Raw genomic sequence first — 14593 nt, 5'->3', positions numbered from 1 at the left:
GTTGGAAATTCCATCATTTATTGCAACTTTCTGTTTGTAGAACAAAAAAATGCCTTTTATTCGATTGACATAGTAATTGGCATTCATGATAATCAAATTCGGCCGTTCTAGAGCGGTTGGTATACTAATGAGAAAGGGCACGAAGCCTACATCTCAAATTTCATGAAATTGGAGAAAGACATGACGAACATGTTTAAAAAAACTTTAGTCGCTGCTGCGCTTGCTGGTTTGTCAGTAAACGCTATGGCCGCAGTGAACTTGGTTGACGAAAGTACTCGCGTTGCTGTGTCTACAGAGCGCCTGAGCAACACTACAACCAACTTCAACCTGCCGCGTGAAAACTTTGTTGTTGAACTGGGTGCCGAGTATGCGGTTGGTGATATCATCACCATCACTTTCGATACTGATGCTATTGCTGCTAACCAATTCCGCAGTACCATCACTACTTCTGATACTTTGGATGCTGATGGTTTGCCAGATCCCAACGTTGGTGGTTCTACGCTTGCATTAGGTTTGTTAAGCACTACTGCAAACAGCGTAACCTACCGTGTTACTGAAGTGAACGGTGCTCTTTCTACTGTTGGTCAGAAATTCACCATCGCCAATGGTGCGAACTTCGCGGTAAATGCGGCAAAAGTTCTGTCTAACGGCGGTTTGACAGCATCTTACGCTGCACAAACTTCTAATGGTGTAGCCATTGACCAAGGTCAGAAGTCTTCAGTTAAGCTGGTACACGTAGCATCTGAGTTTGTTGGTGCTATCGGCACTGCTATGAACTCTACCATTGATGTGAACAACAATCGTCGCAACTTTGTTGCTGCAGCGCCGTTGTCTAACATCGAGTCGCGTTTAGTTGTTCGTCAAGGTCTGCGTGATGAGCTGAATATTGGTACTGCTGCTGATCCGGTGTGGATTGACTTCATTCTGCCTGTGACCGCATCTACAGTGACACACACTGTAACTGGTGACTTCTCTTGGGTTGTTGACACTGATGCCAATGTACCGGGTGTTCAAGCACGTGCTGATGTTGTTGCTATCACTGGTTGTGCTGGTGTAACTGATGGTACTGATGTTACTTTCACTGCTGGCAGCATGACTTTTGATTGTCCTAGCACTGCTGCTGGTGTAACCCAAGACGTTACAATCACCTTTAATGTGAAGCAAGGTGCGGCTGCGGTCGGCGGTGTTGATGTTGCTCCTGGCACATTGCCAACTGGTTCTTACACCTTCACTGGTGACTTCACTTATAATGTTGGTGGCCCAACTCGTACAACTACTGTTGGCCCAGTTGCTGCTGGTCAGTGGACTCTGAACGGTTCGCAAGTTTACATCCCTTACATGCTGTACGGACCAACTGCTGAGCAAACCATTCAGCTGACCAACAAAGGCACCCAGTCTGGTGATATCACTGCAACTGCGGTTGTTAATGGTCAAACTCTGGATCTGGGTAAAGTTGGTGTATCGAATGCTCGTACAGTAACTTCACTGAACTCAGCTATCCGTAATGCCATGGTTGCCAAAGGTGTGAACCTGTCTGGCCCAGGCAACTTCGCTGTTGGCCTGACTCTGGTGACCAACGTACCAGCTGACGACGTTACTGTTTACTCTGCTTACCAGCGTGGCAACGGTGACCGTCTGGTTGTTGTGAACGATTCTAACGGCAGACCTTAACGTTTAGCCGGTTGGTTATACGCTGTGAAAAACGCCCTGCGGGGCGTTTTTTTATGCCTGCAAGGCTGGCCGTTGCCGCTTAAGTGCTGCGATAGGCTGTAAAAGCAAGGCAAAGCACCGTACAATAGCCTTTTTCTGTTTCCGGGGTTTTTGCATGACGCTGTACCTGCATATTGGCAGCCATAAAACCGGTTCTACCTCGCTGCAGCGCTGGCTGAATTCACAGCGCAGCTGGCTGCTGGCCAATGGCCGGCACTATTACCGTGGCCTGCATTTTCCGAACAACCACATTGAATGTTACCTGGCCACCATGCGGCCAAACCGCGACTCCTTTGCCCGCCAGGCGATTAAAGCTTTTCCGGCCGATTACTACAGCCAGGTGAAGCAGCGGCTGGTTGCTTTTGCCGCCGAACAACCGGGGCTGGATAAGGTGATCAGCACCGAGGGGCTATCGTTGCTGCGCTTTGAAGACGAGCTGGTGCTGCTAAAAGATCTACTCGCTGGGGTTGCCAGCGACATTAAGATTGTGTTGTACCTGCGCGATAAATCGCAGTATCTGGCGTCCTACCGGGCGCAGCTGGCGAAAAAACTGGGCCGGCGGCCATCCAAAGATTATTGGTCGGCACTTTATGTCGAAGACGATACCTGGCTGACCGATTACGATGCGCTAATTGCTGCCTATACGGCTGCCTTTGGCCCGGAGGCCATCACCATCATCGATTACGATGCGCAGATGCAGCAGCAGGGCGATATTATTCCGTCTTTTATCCACTGGCTGGGGCTGGATGCCAGCGACGAGCTGCGCGATAGCATGCAGGCCTTTCAGTTAAACCGAACCTTGAGTGCCGGCTGATGCATGCAACCCATCTTGCTGTACTGGAAAGTGAGGCCATCCATATATTCCGGGAAGTGGCGGCCGAATTCGACAAGCCGGTGATGCTGTATTCGGTGGGCAAAGACTCGTCGGTATTGCTGCATCTGGCGCGCAAAGCCTTTTATCCGGCAAAAATTCCTTTCCCGCTGCTGCACATCGATACCACCTGGAAATTTGCGGAGATGATTGCTTTTCGCGATCGGAACCTTCGGGGTCAGAGCCTGAAGCGAATTCCATATCGCAACTTCTCCTCCAGTACCCAAGCATACCGGAGTAGGGCAGAGGCTATCCTTGAAAATTCAACGTCTTTGCCCCTTGATTGAATTGGCTTCGCAAATCGGCAGGGGAGGAGTGAATGATCACCCCAAACTTTACGTTACTTCATGGAGAGACAGTCCCTGAGGCTGCTTGATCTCGAGGGATGAATCCAAACATTGGATGGCATGAGTCAAGTATGTTTGTTTGTGAGTGGATAATCGGTTATAATCCGATTATCCACTCACAAATATGCTTGGTCTAATGCTAGAATCAAAGCTGTCTGCCTACGCGTCGGTTCCTATTAGCCATGGTGTACTAATATCGCTGCTGCGTGATTATCGGCGCCCCAATGACAAAATAGCGGACTGGTTGGCAAAAGGTGTGTTGATTCCGTTACGGCGTGGCTTGTATCTGGTTGGAACAGAATGGCGCAGAGGCACAGTTGCATTGCCTTTGATCGCCAATCATTTATATGGACCTTCCTGTGTTTCTTTGGATTATGCATTAGCCTGGCATGGCATGATCCCAGAGCATGTTGTTGAAGTGACTTCTGTTTCTTCGCGTCGCAGTCGCGTGATTGAAAACCCCATCGGGCGTTTTTCCTACAGCACAGTGCCTGCAAAACTATACAGCGTGGGTATGATGATGGAATCAACTGCTGAAGGTGTTTCATTTCTAATGGCAGGGCCTGAGAAAGCGTTGTGTGATAAAGTGTTACTCACGCGTCATTTGATGGTTTCTGGGGTGGCATCCATGCAACGTTTTCTGTTCGATGATTTGCGCATAGACCCAGATACGTTATCCAGAGTGGATCTGTCGCTGATTGAGGTTTACGCCGTATCTGGTTTCAAGCCACGGCAGTTGCTTACCTTGCTTCGTGTACTTGAGAGGTTGCAATGAAGGTTGTTGAGCAGATGCTGCAAAAATACGATCTGGTGAATGGTGCAGATAAAACGCATGCACTACGTGAAGTCATGCAGGAGCTGGCGCTGTTAGGTTTGCAGCGTGCGGGGTTCTTTGATAAAGCGGCCTTCTACGGAGGTACCTGTTTACGTGTTTTTTATGGATTGCCCCGTTTTTCTGAAGATCTGGATTTTTCCCTTCTGGCTCCGGATCCTGCTTTTTCACTGGAACCTTATTTTGCGAGCCTCATCAACGAATTCGAGGCTTTCGGTTTCACTGTAGAAATCTCTCAGCGCCAGAAGACGGTGGAGTCCGCAGTTGTCTCTGCATTTTTGAAAAATAATTCCTGTATTTACGATATACGTGTGGCTGGCCAGAAAATCCTGAAAATTAAATTTGAAGTTGATACTGATCCGCCAATGGGGTTCAGCACCGAAGAAAAGCTCCTGCTGCAACCCTACTCTTTCTACGTGAAATGTGTTTCTCTGCCAGATCTTTATGCCGGAAAAATGCATGCCTTGTTATTCCGGCAGTGGAAAAATAGGGTCAAGGGGCGCGACTGGTTTGATTTTGAATGGTATGTTCGTCAAGGTATCCAGCTGAACCTGGCGCATTTGGCTGAAAGAGCACGGCAAAGTGGTGACTGGAACGGAACAAGGTTATCGCCAGCCATCGTGCAAGATTGGTTGCAACATCGGATCAATACATTGGATATAGAGTCGGCACGAAGGGATGTCGTGTCTTTTGTGCAAGATGCAAAACAATTGGATATTTGGTCATGCAGTTACTTTCAAGCGCTTGCGGACAGGGTTGTAGTAGCATAATTTGGTTGTAGTATAGCCTGCCCACCTCGCCTAGCGAACCTTGTGGGCAGAGCCTGAGGAATTAAAAGAACAAACCCGTGGTTTTCTGGCTTGATGCCGGAAAACAGTCTGGCTGTTCAGTGAGCCTTGGAGTAGCACGATCATAACTTTTGCAGCACAGCAGCCACCGCATTCGTGATACCCTTATGGAAATGCCTGGCAGATAAACAGAACAACACTGCGGCCTGCAGCCGCTTAACTGAAACCGAACCTTGAGTAGTGATGCATGAACCTGTCTCATTTGACGGTACTGGAAAGTGAAGCCATCCATATCTTCCGGGAAGTGGCGGCCGAATTCGACAAGCCGGTGATGCTGTATTCGGTGGGCAAGGACTCGTCGGTATTGCTGCATCTGGCGCGCAAAGCCTTTTATCCGGCAAAAATCCCTTTCCCGCTGCTGCACATCGATACCACCTGGAAATTTGCGGAGATGATTGCCTTTCGCGACCGGATGGCGCGTGAGCTGGGTTTTGAGCTCTTGGTGCATACCAATCCGGATGGGCTGGCGCAGGGCATTGGGCCTTTTAGCCATGGCTCGGCCAAACACACCGATGTGATGAAAACCCAGGCGCTGAAACAGGCGTTAAAGCAGTATGGTTTTGATGCTGCCTTTGGCGGCGCGCGCCGGGATGAAGAAAAATCCCGCGCCAAGGAGCGGGTATTTTCGTTTCGCGACAAGCAGCAGCGCTGGGATCCCAAAAACCAGCGGCCGGAGCTGTGGTCTATTTACAACACCAGGGTTGATAAAGGCGAGAGCATCCGGGTGTTTCCGCTATCCAACTGGACCGAGCTCGATATCTGGCAGTACATTTACCAGCAGCAGATCCCGATCCCAGAGCTGTATTTTGCCAAAGAGCGGCCGGTGGTAGCGCGCGATGGCGGCTGGATCATGGTGGACGACGAGCGGATGCCGCTGTTGCCCGGGGAGATCCCACAACTGAAAAACGTGCGTTTTCGCACCCTGGGTTGCTACCCGCTGACCGGCGCTATAGAGTCAGACGCCGATACGCTGCCGGCCATTATTCAGGAAATGCTGCTGACCAAAACCTCCGAGCGCCAGGGCCGGGTGATCGACCGCGACAGCAGTGGCAGCATGGAAAAGAAAAAAATGGAGGGGTACTTTTAGTACTCAAAGCATCGATGAGCCACGCATCCCCGTTGATTGAACAGGATATTCTCAGTTACCTGCAGCAGCACGAACGCAAACAACTGCTGCGCTTTATTACCTGCGGCAGTGTCGATGACGGTAAAAGCACCCTGATAGGCCGCTTGCTGCACGACAGCCAGCTGATTTTCGATGATCAGTTGGCAGCCCTTAGCGCCGACAGCAAAAAAGCCGGTACTCAGGGCGATGCGCTGGATCTGGCGCTGCTGGTCGATGGCCTGCAGGCAGAGCGGGAGCAGGGCATTACCATTGATGTAGCCTACCGTTATTTTTCCACAGATAAGCGCAAGTTTATTATTGCCGATACACCGGGCCATGAGCAGTACACCCGCAACATGGTGACCGGTGCATCCAATTGCGATCTGGCCATTATTCTGGTGGATGCGCGTCATGGCGTGCAGGTGCAGACCCGCCGCCACAGTTTTATTTGTTCGTTGCTCGGCATTAAGCATGTGATTGTGGCCATCAATAAAATGGATTTGGTGGCCTATTCGCAGGCACGGTACAAAGAAATTCAGCAGGATTACCTGCAGTTGGCAGGCGCACTGGATATACCGGATATTCGTTTTGTGCCGATTTCGGCGCTGAAGGGCGACAATGTGGTGCACCCGAGCAAGGCACTGGACTGGTTTCGTGGCTCTACCTTAATGGCCTATCTGGAGCAGCTGGATGTAATAAACAGCGCTGCGCCGCAGGACTTTCGTTTGCCGGTGCAGTTGGTGTGCCGTCCCCATGCCGATTTTCGTGGTTTTCAGGGCCGTATTGCCTCGGGCTCGGTGCGGGTAGGGGATACACTGCGGGTATTGCCGGCCGGCACCGTGAGTCGGGTGCAATCCATTGTTACCTTTGACGGTGAACTGGCAGTGGCCGAAGCCCCTCAGTCAGTGACCATCACGCTGGCGGATGAAGTGGATGTCAGCCGGGGCTGCATGCTGGTGGCGAAAGATGCCTTGCCACATCAGGCCAGTCGTTTAAGGGCCCGCATGGTATGGCTGCACCAGCAGAAATTGGAACCTGAACGTGAGTACTGGTTTAAGTTTGGCTGCAAGCTGACCAGTGGCCAGGTGGAGACCGTGCACTACCGGGTGGATGTGAACTCGCTGCAGGAAACCCCCGCCAGTACCCTGGGCTTGAATGAAATTGGCCAGGTGGATGTGCAGTTGTCTGAAACCGTGGTGTTTGATGCCTATGCCAGCAACAAGCAGACCGGTGCTTTTATTGTGATCGATCGTTTAAACAACCAAACCGTTGGGGCGGGCATGGTGGAGTCGGCATTGCTGCAACCGGATGAGCCGCAACAGCACACCAGGCTGGTGGCACTGTCGCCGTTCGAGCAAGAGGTGATTGCCCTGCTGCGCAAGCACTATCCCGAGCTGGGCAAGCCCACTGCCGCAACGGATAAGTCCTGAGTCCATGAGCATATCAGCCTATGGGCTGCTGGCCTTGATGCTGTTGTTGGTGGCCAGCCTGATCCGCTGGCCACAGCGGGCGGTGACGGCTTTTGGTGTGGCGTTGCTGTTGTTGCTGCTAAGCGGCCTGATAGATGCTACCACTTTGTTGCACAGTGCCAGCAATCCTGGCCTGGCCAGCCTGGTGCTGCTCCTGCTGATTGCGGTGGCGCTGGAAAAAACCAGTGTGCTGCGCCGATTGTCCCGCTGGTTAATCACTGGCTCAGCCAAGGGCTCGCTGGCACGGGTGTTGGGCTTTTCTGCGGTGTCGTCTTCGATGCTCAATAACACGGCCGTGGTGGCAGCCATGCTGAGCACCATTCAGGCCAATACCCGCCAACCCGCCAGCAAGCTGCTGTTGCCGATGTCGTATGCCGCTATTTTGGGCGGCACCCTGACGTTGATTGGCACCTCCACCAACCTGATTGTACACAGCATGCTGTTGGACAGAGGCCATGCTGGTTTTGCTTTCTTTGATTTCACGCTGATTGGCCTGGCACTGGTGCTTGCCTGTGGTTTGGTGCTCTTTGTTCTGGCGCCCTGGTTACCGGTACTGAGCCAGCCAAAACAGAGTGCGCCTGCCAGCCTGCTGGAAGCTCGTGTATTGCCGGGCTCTGCATTGGCTGGCAAAACCGTCGAACAGGCTGGTTTACGCCATCTGCAGGATCTGTTTCTGCTGGAGATTGTCCGCGCTCAGGAGCGGATTTGTCCGGTGGCTCCGCACGATGTGCTGGCGGCAGGTGATCGGTTGATGTTCAGTGGCGATGTCCGTCAGGTGCAGCTTTTGTCGCAGTTTGATGGCCTGGCGTTGTATGCTGAGCGAACCGGCTTATCCGCCGATGCCATGACCGAAGTGATGGTAAAGCAGGACGCCGCCATTGTCGGGGATACCTTAAAAAGCGCCGATTTTCGGGCCCGCTTTGATGCCGCTGTGGTTGCTATCCGCCGCGATGGTGTGGCACTGCAAGGGCGGCTTGGTGAGGTTGAGCTGAAGGGTGGCGATGTGCTGTTGCTGGCCACCGGGCCGGACTTTTCCCGCCGGCACAACCTGGCACGCAATTTCTTTATCCTCTCCGGCCTGCGTCCACACTCGGTGCTCAGTGGCTGGCGTGAGCAGCTGGCCTGGTGGGGCTTTGCCGCCATGGTCGTTGCCACGGCAGTGCTGGGTGTGCCGTTATTTACGGCAGCCATTACGTTGTTGGCTGCGTTGCTACTCACTGGTTGCCTGAGCACGGCTGAGATAAAGCGGCGTTTCCCGACAGACATTTGGCTGATTGTGACAGCGGCGCTTTGTCTGGCCAGTGCTTTGTCGGGCACCGGGCTGGCACATGGCATCAGTGAGTTGGCCGCGCAGTACCTGGGGCAGGGCTCTGCCTGGCTGGCGTTTGCCGGTGTCTTGCTGCTAACCTATTTGTTGACGGAGCTGATCACCAACAATGCGGCGGCAGCATTAATGTTTCCTGTGGCCTACAATCTGGCGCTTGGCATGGGCATTGAGGTGATGCCGATGGCACTGGCGGTTGCCTTTGCTGCTTCTGCTAGTTTTATCACGCCTTATGGTTATCAGACTAATCTGATGGTTTTTAACGCGGGATCGTACCGCCTGCGGCATTTTGTGCTGACTGGCTTGCCGGTAGCTGCGACCTATTTGCTGGTTTGCCTGCTGTTGATCCCGCAGTTGTTTCCTTTTTAAAGCGAATAGAGGCTTTGTATGCAAACGAATCTGGTATGGCATCCGACAGCGGTTCAGAGCCGGGAGCGCCGGGACCTTTATGGACATCATCCCTGCCTGTTGTGGTATACCGGTTTATCCGCGTCCGGTAAATCAAGCATTGCCAATGCAGTAGACCGTAGATTGTTTGAACGCGGCTGCGCCACCTATTTGTTGGATGGTGATAATGTGCGCCATGGCCTCAATGCAGATTTGGGCTTTGATCCTGACTCGCGCAGCGAGAATATTCGTCGGGTGGGCGAAGTGGCCGCTTTGATGCTGGATGCTGGTCTTATTGTCGGATGTGCCTTTATTTCACCCTATGCGGCTGAGCGTCAGCGTGTCCGCGCTTTGTCCAAGGGGTACTTTGTGGAAGTTTATGTCGATACGCCGCTGGAACTCTGTGAGCAGCGCGATCCCAAAGGCATGTACCGTCGGGCCAGGGCTGGGGAGATTGCTGACTTTACCGGTATCAGTGCGCCCTACGAAGCACCTGAATCGCCGGAAATTCATTTGCAGACCGCGTCGTTATCCATTGACGAGGCTGCGGCTCGAGTGGTGCAGTGGCTGGAGCAGCACCAGCTAATTCCTGCCATTGAAACCGAATAGGGCTTTGCGCATGCAATTGATTGCCCACCGTTGGTTTGCCTTTCTGAAACTGATCACCCGGATCCCACCTTCAGTCTCTGTAAAGCACAACACATGTAGGCGAGCTACGGCGATGTACCGTACTTCCGGATACGCTTTGCGGCTATCCTGCCATATTCCGGCGGTTGCCCAGTCCAAATGAACCGCATCGTCAAACGACATCTGGCGCTCCTGAATGTTGCCCTGGCGGATAAAGTGGTAACCTTGTAACCTTCGGGATCAGAGTAGCCTGAATTGTCACTTGCCTTGCAGTTGCGTGCGATAGTCGAGTCTTCGTGGGCGGTCATGTCGTTTGCCGTTGCCAGCTGGCTCACTTGAACTTCCCTCAATGATCATTAGTGCCCGCCTTTCAGATTGGCACTAACCAAGTAGTCGTTGACTGTATCTGCGCATTCCTTCAAAGATCGGTTCGGCGATAAAACCAGGAAAACCAGTGGGCAGACCATCAGCAACCTGATTGATCACAGCTGCGGTCATGCTTCCCATTTCATGGAGTATCCGCTCCATGCCCGATAATGGAAAACCGACTTCATTAGCGGTGTTTAAAAAGTGTTTAGGACTTATCAACCGGCATTCTGTTTTTCTTGCTTTAGAGCCTTTTAATGACATTGCCAACCGTAAGTCCTTTTCATGTAGACCTTTTTTCGATAGTGCAGGGAATGCGGACAAGATATCATAGAGCGGTGTTAGCCGGTACTTATCGTGCGGTTCAAGAAAAATGAAGAAGTTTTTAGCGTGACCATCTGTTGCACCCAGCAGCCAGAATAAAACCTGGGTGCGCATGAATGTTTCTCTATCATGCCTGGGATTTGCAGCACCCAGCAGGTTCTGCATGATGGTTGAAATGGCAGGGCCGCCATCAGCTTCATATTTTCTGGCGGGTGAGGTGCCGCTTACTTGGCAGAAATCCTCTTGGGGTAGTCGCATGATCCAGCTCTGATCATCCGCCATCTTGCGATCAAAGCGCTCAACCGCCAGCGCCTTAACGCCGTCCGGCATTATCATCTGACAGTTTGCAGTTTCAAAGCCGTAGGCTTTGGCGATTTTAAGGCATAGATACTCATTCTCAACACTGTGTGTCATATCAATCACACGATCATGTGAGCGTATCTCGCCTATTGGCAGCTTAATGATGTGTGTTGTTGGTGTCGCCTTATGTGGTAAGTACCACTGGTCTTGATGGAATAATAGCGCCGTTTTTTCCTGCGCACCGGCCAGTGAAATACGAAAGTCTTGTGCATCGTCTAGCATGCCTAAGGGTTTTTTTGACTGATAGCCATTTAATATCTTTGCTAGTTCAGTATCCGTTAACGCACTCGCCTCAATGTGTTTTATCATGGGCGCATCTGCACCTGATGGCACCAGTTGTATTGCACCGACACAATCCCTTCCGACCTGGCTAAGGATATCAAAAGGTTCGGTTGAGTTTGCTTGAAAGCGTGCCACCATTCGCTCGCGAATGTCGCGAGAGTCTGGCAGTAAGTTGTCAAAAAAGTTATAGACTTCCGGCCCTGTATAGCGTTCTGCCCGAAGCGTTAAGGAAAGCGATAAGCTTCGTCGTCCTGGCGAGTTCAGCCAGTCAATATCGTAAGTGAAAACATTGGTACCCCGTCTATCGCGCTGGTATGCACCCACCCTAATCCCATTCATGTAAATATCAAGCGTGTCCATTTACCAGCCTTCCTGCCATTTGCTTTGGTCTGGTTCTGCGGGTTTATCACGGGGTGAGACATCCAGCTGAAGCTGCAACGCAGCAAGGATTTTGAAAAATGTGGCTAACTTGCAGGATTCAGGCTTGTTCTCAAAATCAGAAATCGTCGCTACCCGAAGACCAACCAGCTGAGCGATCTCTGCTTGCGTCACACCGTGTTTTTTGCGATATGCTTTTATCAGTGTACTCAGTTGTTCTGGACGAGTGATCTGCATCAAACACATTCCACCTTGTTGGATGTACTTCATTACCAATGTATACGCCTTACCGTAAATTTTGTCAATATGCGCTAGAGCGTAATTTGTGTTTATATACGCTATGGCGTAATAATAGGTGTTGGGCTTGATTGAACCTACGGGGAACGAGGAGCCTTCGTGGTCAGATCCCGAAGCACCACGAATTAGAATTCGTTAGTGCCCGTCCTGAAAGGCGGGTACTAGCGCAGGGATGCCGTTTCGGGATGGAAACTAACTAGGGCGTGTTGACCTTTGCCACCAAAGCCATCAGCTGCAAATTTTTGCTAAGGCAGTATAATGGGATGAACCCTGGTAACCTTCGGGGGCAGATCCCGAAACGTGTTAGGGCAGGAGCCCGTTGATGGATGAAAATTAGCTACCTAATAGGCGCATTTCGGGAGTTTAAATGCAATTAATTGCCCACCGGGGTTTTGCTGGTCTGATGCCGGAAAATAGCCTGGCAGCTTTTCAGTTTGCCCTTGAACAGCCCAGCTGCGCAGGGATTGAGTGCGACCTTCGCCTGACAGCAGATGGAGCCCTGGTGCTGCACCACGATGGCCGGCTAAACCGGGGCTTTTGCCGCCACCAGGATGGTTACTGGCTGCCTGAGCAGGGCCCGACTGCTGCTATCCATGAGCTAAGCTATGCCGAGCTGCAACAGTACCGCATTGGTGAGCAAAAGCCGGCCAGCTTGTATGCCAAGGCGCATCCGCTAAAAGCCGATATCCCTGATGCCCGTATTCCCTTGTTTCGCGAGTTATTGGCACTGTGCCGGCAGCGGGCCGATTTTTTGTGTGTGGCTGAGCTAAAAACGCCGGTGCCAGAGCGCGAAGCACAGGCCTGGTTGCCTTTGGCGCGCAAGGTTTTGGCAGAGATTGCGAACGAGCAAGCCGCAGCGCACACTGTGTTTTGCAGCTTTCATTGGGATGCGCTCAACTGGCTGGGCCAGCACAGCAGCCGTCCGCGCTGGTACACCACTCATCCATTGCCCTGGCTTGGGTTGATGCCGGCCAACCCGCTAACCCCGGAGCCCTCCCTTCGCCGGCAACAGATCCTGACTGAGGCGGCGAAGCTTGGCGGCGGGCTTTGGCCTGGGGCCCATCATCCACAGCGGTATCCGGGATCGGCCGCAGAGCAGCTGGCGGCGTCGATTGCCAAACAGGGGGGAAGCGGTTGGTTTGTTCATTTTAGTGATGTGAATGAACACACGGTGGCTGCCTGTCAGGAAGCCGGTATTTTGCTCTGCGCCTGGTCTGGTGGAGTGGTGCCACAGTCCGCGATTATGCGCTTGCAGCAATGGGGTGTGGCTTATTTTTGTGGCGATGATATGAATGCTAAGGGGCGCTAAGCGCCCCGAAGTTTAAACAACTTTTGGCATGTGCGTAGTGGTCACTGCTTAGCGGTACACAATATCGGCGTCGTCGCCTTCGCCACCTTCACGCCCATCTGCCCCAAGGCTCTTCAAGCTGTACTGATTGTTGCTGATGCGCTGATACACATAGGGGTTATCCCAGGGATCCAGCGGCACTTCGCGTGGCAGGTAGGGACCATCCCAGTTGCGGGCATCGGAGCGCAGCAATTCATCCAGCCGTTCCGGGTAGCGGCCCACATCCAGCCGGTAGGCATCCAGCGATGTAGCCAGCATCTGCATCTGGGTTTCTGCGGTATTGCGCTTGGATGAGTCTACTTTTGAGAACATCGTAGGCGCGACCAGCGACGCCAGCAAGCCTAAAATGACCATCACTATCAATAACTCAATCAGGGTAAAGCCCGATCGAACACCGTGGTTACGCATAAAATAGACCTTATCTCAACAACAATGCGGGTATTTTACATGAATCCTGTGCTATCGTAACCCCCGCTTTGGCTTGCTGCCGTTTGTTTCTTCTGCCAGCGGGCAAAGAGGGTGATCGTCTTTTTGGTTGAGGTTGTTTTGAGCTTGGATCCTGATCTGGCGTCTTCTGAATACGAGTTTTTGCACTCGGGTATCTCACTGCCACGCATCGAGCTGCTGCGCTTGCCTGATTTGAAAGGCTTGCGTGTGTTGCATCTGATGTGCGGCGATGGATTGTTGTGTGGCTTTGCCCATTTTTCCGGTGCATCCCGTGTGCTGGGGACCGATCCTTCGGCTGAAAACATCATGCAGGCGCAATCCAATTATCCGGGCTGTGATTTTCAGCAGCTCGAGTTGCAGCAATTGCCGGATGAAACCTTTGATATCATTGTGTTGTCATCCTTGCATCATGCCAGTGGCAAAAAGCAGTTTATTCAGCAGTTGATGCAGCGTCTTTGCAGCACCGGTATGTTGGTATTGGAACAGGGAATTGCAGTGGGTCGGCGGCGCTGGAGCACGCTGTCTATCGCTGGGCAGGCATTTCGCTTTCCAAGCCAAAAAGGTCTGGAGACTTTGCTCAGGCCTTATGCTTGGAAGTTGCAGGGAACGGGTTTGATCCGTGCTTCCGATCCAGTCAGACGTTTTGTGGTGCATGTACAAAAACGAAAGCCCTATGCCTACTTGTTGTTGCAACCGCCAGGTTTTGGCAAGACCACACTGGCACGACAAGCTTTCTCGCCATCGCGGGCAGTGTTGATTTCCGGTGACTTGCTGTACAGCAAGGTGGCTCGTGGCCGATTGCAGGCACCGGCTCATCTATCGGACCTGATTTGTGCCCGCTATCAGGAGTATCAATTTGCCGGGGAAACCAAGCGCCAGTACGACTGGGCGGATGTGACACAGCGTATTATCAGTGCTGGTTTATTGCCCGAGTTGGTTGATTTCTGGCTGGCCGAACATGGCTTGACGGATTGCGTGATCGACTCCTTTATTCCGGCAGAGCACCATGCAGCCGTGCAAAAGCTGTTGCAACAACGTGGTTATGTGGCGGTGTTGCTGCACTGGCAGATGGAACAAACGCAGCTCGATGCAGCTATGGGCCGTGAGCAGCTGCAGCAGTTTCAACAAACACGGCTGGGCATAAAAGCCCCCTCTGGCCTCAAACCCTTGCAGCGGTTGTTGCAACGGCTAAAGCTTAAGAGTTGAGAAAGTAATGGTGAATGTTGGATTGTGAATGTTGAATTGTGAGTTAAGAGCCGGCTTGGCTGCTT

Annotated in this window: 14 protein-coding genes and 1 pseudogene; 11 read left to right on the top strand and 4 right to left on the bottom strand. The window is 52.3% G+C overall.

The window, feature by feature from the left end; all coding sequences use genetic code 11:
* Window positions 1-180: 180 nt before the first annotated feature.
* The 9 genes and pseudogenes from QWY20_RS08585 to cysC all read left to right on the top strand — a co-directional run bounded on the left by QWY20_RS08585 (window position 181) and on the right by cysC (window position 9502).
* Window positions 181-1671, top strand: a complete 1491-nt coding sequence (locus QWY20_RS08585; RefSeq protein ID WP_330128607.1) for a hypothetical protein — start codon at window positions 181-183, stop codon at window positions 1669-1671.
* Between the two features lie 154 nt (window positions 1672-1825).
* The gene (locus tag QWY20_RS08580; RefSeq protein WP_330128606.1) at window positions 1826-2524 is read left to right on the top strand and encodes a hypothetical protein; all 699 of its coding nucleotides are present in this window, start codon (window positions 1826-1828) and stop codon (window positions 2522-2524) included.
* Window positions 2524-2748, top strand: a pseudogene (locus QWY20_RS08575) (phosphoadenosine phosphosulfate reductase domain-containing protein); the annotation flags it as partial. The gene QWY20_RS08580 and the pseudogene QWY20_RS08575, both read left to right, overlap by 1 nt.
* Window positions 2749-3064: 316 nt before the next feature.
* Window positions 3065-3703: a type IV toxin-antitoxin system AbiEi family antitoxin domain-containing protein gene (locus QWY20_RS08570; RefSeq protein WP_330128605.1), complete on the top strand. Its 639-nt coding sequence runs from the start codon at window positions 3065-3067 to the stop codon at window positions 3701-3703.
* Window positions 3700-4530, top strand: coding sequence for a nucleotidyl transferase AbiEii/AbiGii toxin family protein (locus QWY20_RS08565; RefSeq protein ID WP_330128604.1), 831 nt, complete (start codon window positions 3700-3702; stop codon window positions 4528-4530). The genes QWY20_RS08570 and QWY20_RS08565 overlap by 4 nt, the downstream gene beginning before the upstream one ends.
* Window positions 4531-4795: 265 nt before the next feature.
* Window positions 4796-5695 carry a sulfate adenylyltransferase subunit CysD gene (cysD, locus tag QWY20_RS08560; RefSeq protein ID WP_330128603.1) on the top strand — a complete coding sequence of 300 codons (900 nt, stop codon included), beginning with the start codon at window positions 4796-4798 and terminating at the stop codon, window positions 5693-5695.
* Window positions 5696-5709: 14 nt separating this feature from the next.
* The gene (cysN, locus tag QWY20_RS08555) at window positions 5710-7143 is read left to right on the top strand and encodes a sulfate adenylyltransferase subunit CysN (protein WP_330128602.1); all 1434 of its coding nucleotides are present in this window, start codon (window positions 5710-5712) and stop codon (window positions 7141-7143) included.
* Between the two features lie 4 nt (window positions 7144-7147).
* Window positions 7148-8875 carry an SLC13 family permease gene (locus tag QWY20_RS08550; RefSeq protein ID WP_330128601.1) on the top strand — a complete coding sequence of 576 codons (1728 nt, stop codon included), beginning with the start codon at window positions 7148-7150 and terminating at the stop codon, window positions 8873-8875.
* Window positions 8876-8893: 18 nt separating this feature from the next.
* Entirely contained in the window at window positions 8894-9502 is a 609-nt protein-coding gene (gene cysC, locus QWY20_RS08545) for an adenylyl-sulfate kinase (protein ID WP_330128600.1), read from the top strand.
* Here cysC and QWY20_RS08540 read toward each other — a convergent pair.
* From QWY20_RS08540 to QWY20_RS08530, 3 genes are all read right to left on the bottom strand, one after another.
* Complete coding sequence (locus QWY20_RS08540) at window positions 9476-9718, bottom strand: BrnT family toxin (protein ID WP_330128687.1); 243 nt, start codon at window positions 9716-9718, stop codon at window positions 9476-9478. The two genes, cysC and QWY20_RS08540, sit on opposite strands and share 27 nt — an antisense overlap.
* A 183-nt stretch (window positions 9719-9901) precedes the next feature.
* Complete coding sequence (locus QWY20_RS08535) at window positions 9902-11212, bottom strand: type II toxin-antitoxin system HipA family toxin (protein ID WP_330128599.1); 1311 nt, start codon at window positions 11210-11212, stop codon at window positions 9902-9904.
* A complete protein-coding gene (locus QWY20_RS08530) occupies window positions 11213-11500 on the bottom strand; it encodes a helix-turn-helix domain-containing protein (protein ID WP_330128598.1) in 288 nt (95 codons plus the stop codon).
* Window positions 11501-11894: 394 nt separating this feature from the next.
* On the opposite strand from QWY20_RS08530, the gene QWY20_RS08525 reads away from it, so the two are divergent.
* Window positions 11895-12836, top strand: coding sequence for a glycerophosphodiester phosphodiesterase (locus tag QWY20_RS08525; protein ID WP_330128597.1), 942 nt, complete (start codon window positions 11895-11897; stop codon window positions 12834-12836).
* 48 nt (window positions 12837-12884) lie between these two features.
* Here QWY20_RS08525 and gspG read toward each other — a convergent pair whose 3' ends face one another.
* Entirely contained in the window at window positions 12885-13283 is a 399-nt protein-coding gene (gspG, locus tag QWY20_RS08520; RefSeq protein WP_330128596.1) for a type II secretion system major pseudopilin GspG, read from the bottom strand.
* 138 nt (window positions 13284-13421) lie between these two features.
* Between gspG and QWY20_RS08515 the strand changes: the two genes are divergently transcribed.
* A complete protein-coding gene (locus tag QWY20_RS08515) occupies window positions 13422-14528 on the top strand; it encodes a class I SAM-dependent methyltransferase (RefSeq protein ID WP_330128595.1) in 1107 nt (368 codons plus the stop codon).
* The last annotated feature ends 65 nt before the right edge of the window (window positions 14529-14593 follow it).

Origin of the sequence: Alkalimonas cellulosilytica, assembly GCF_036325985.1 — a bacterium.
GTDB lineage: Bacteria > Pseudomonadota > Gammaproteobacteria > Enterobacterales > Alteromonadaceae > Alkalimonas > Alkalimonas cellulosilytica.
This window is presented reverse-complemented; position numbering and strand designations above follow the sequence as displayed.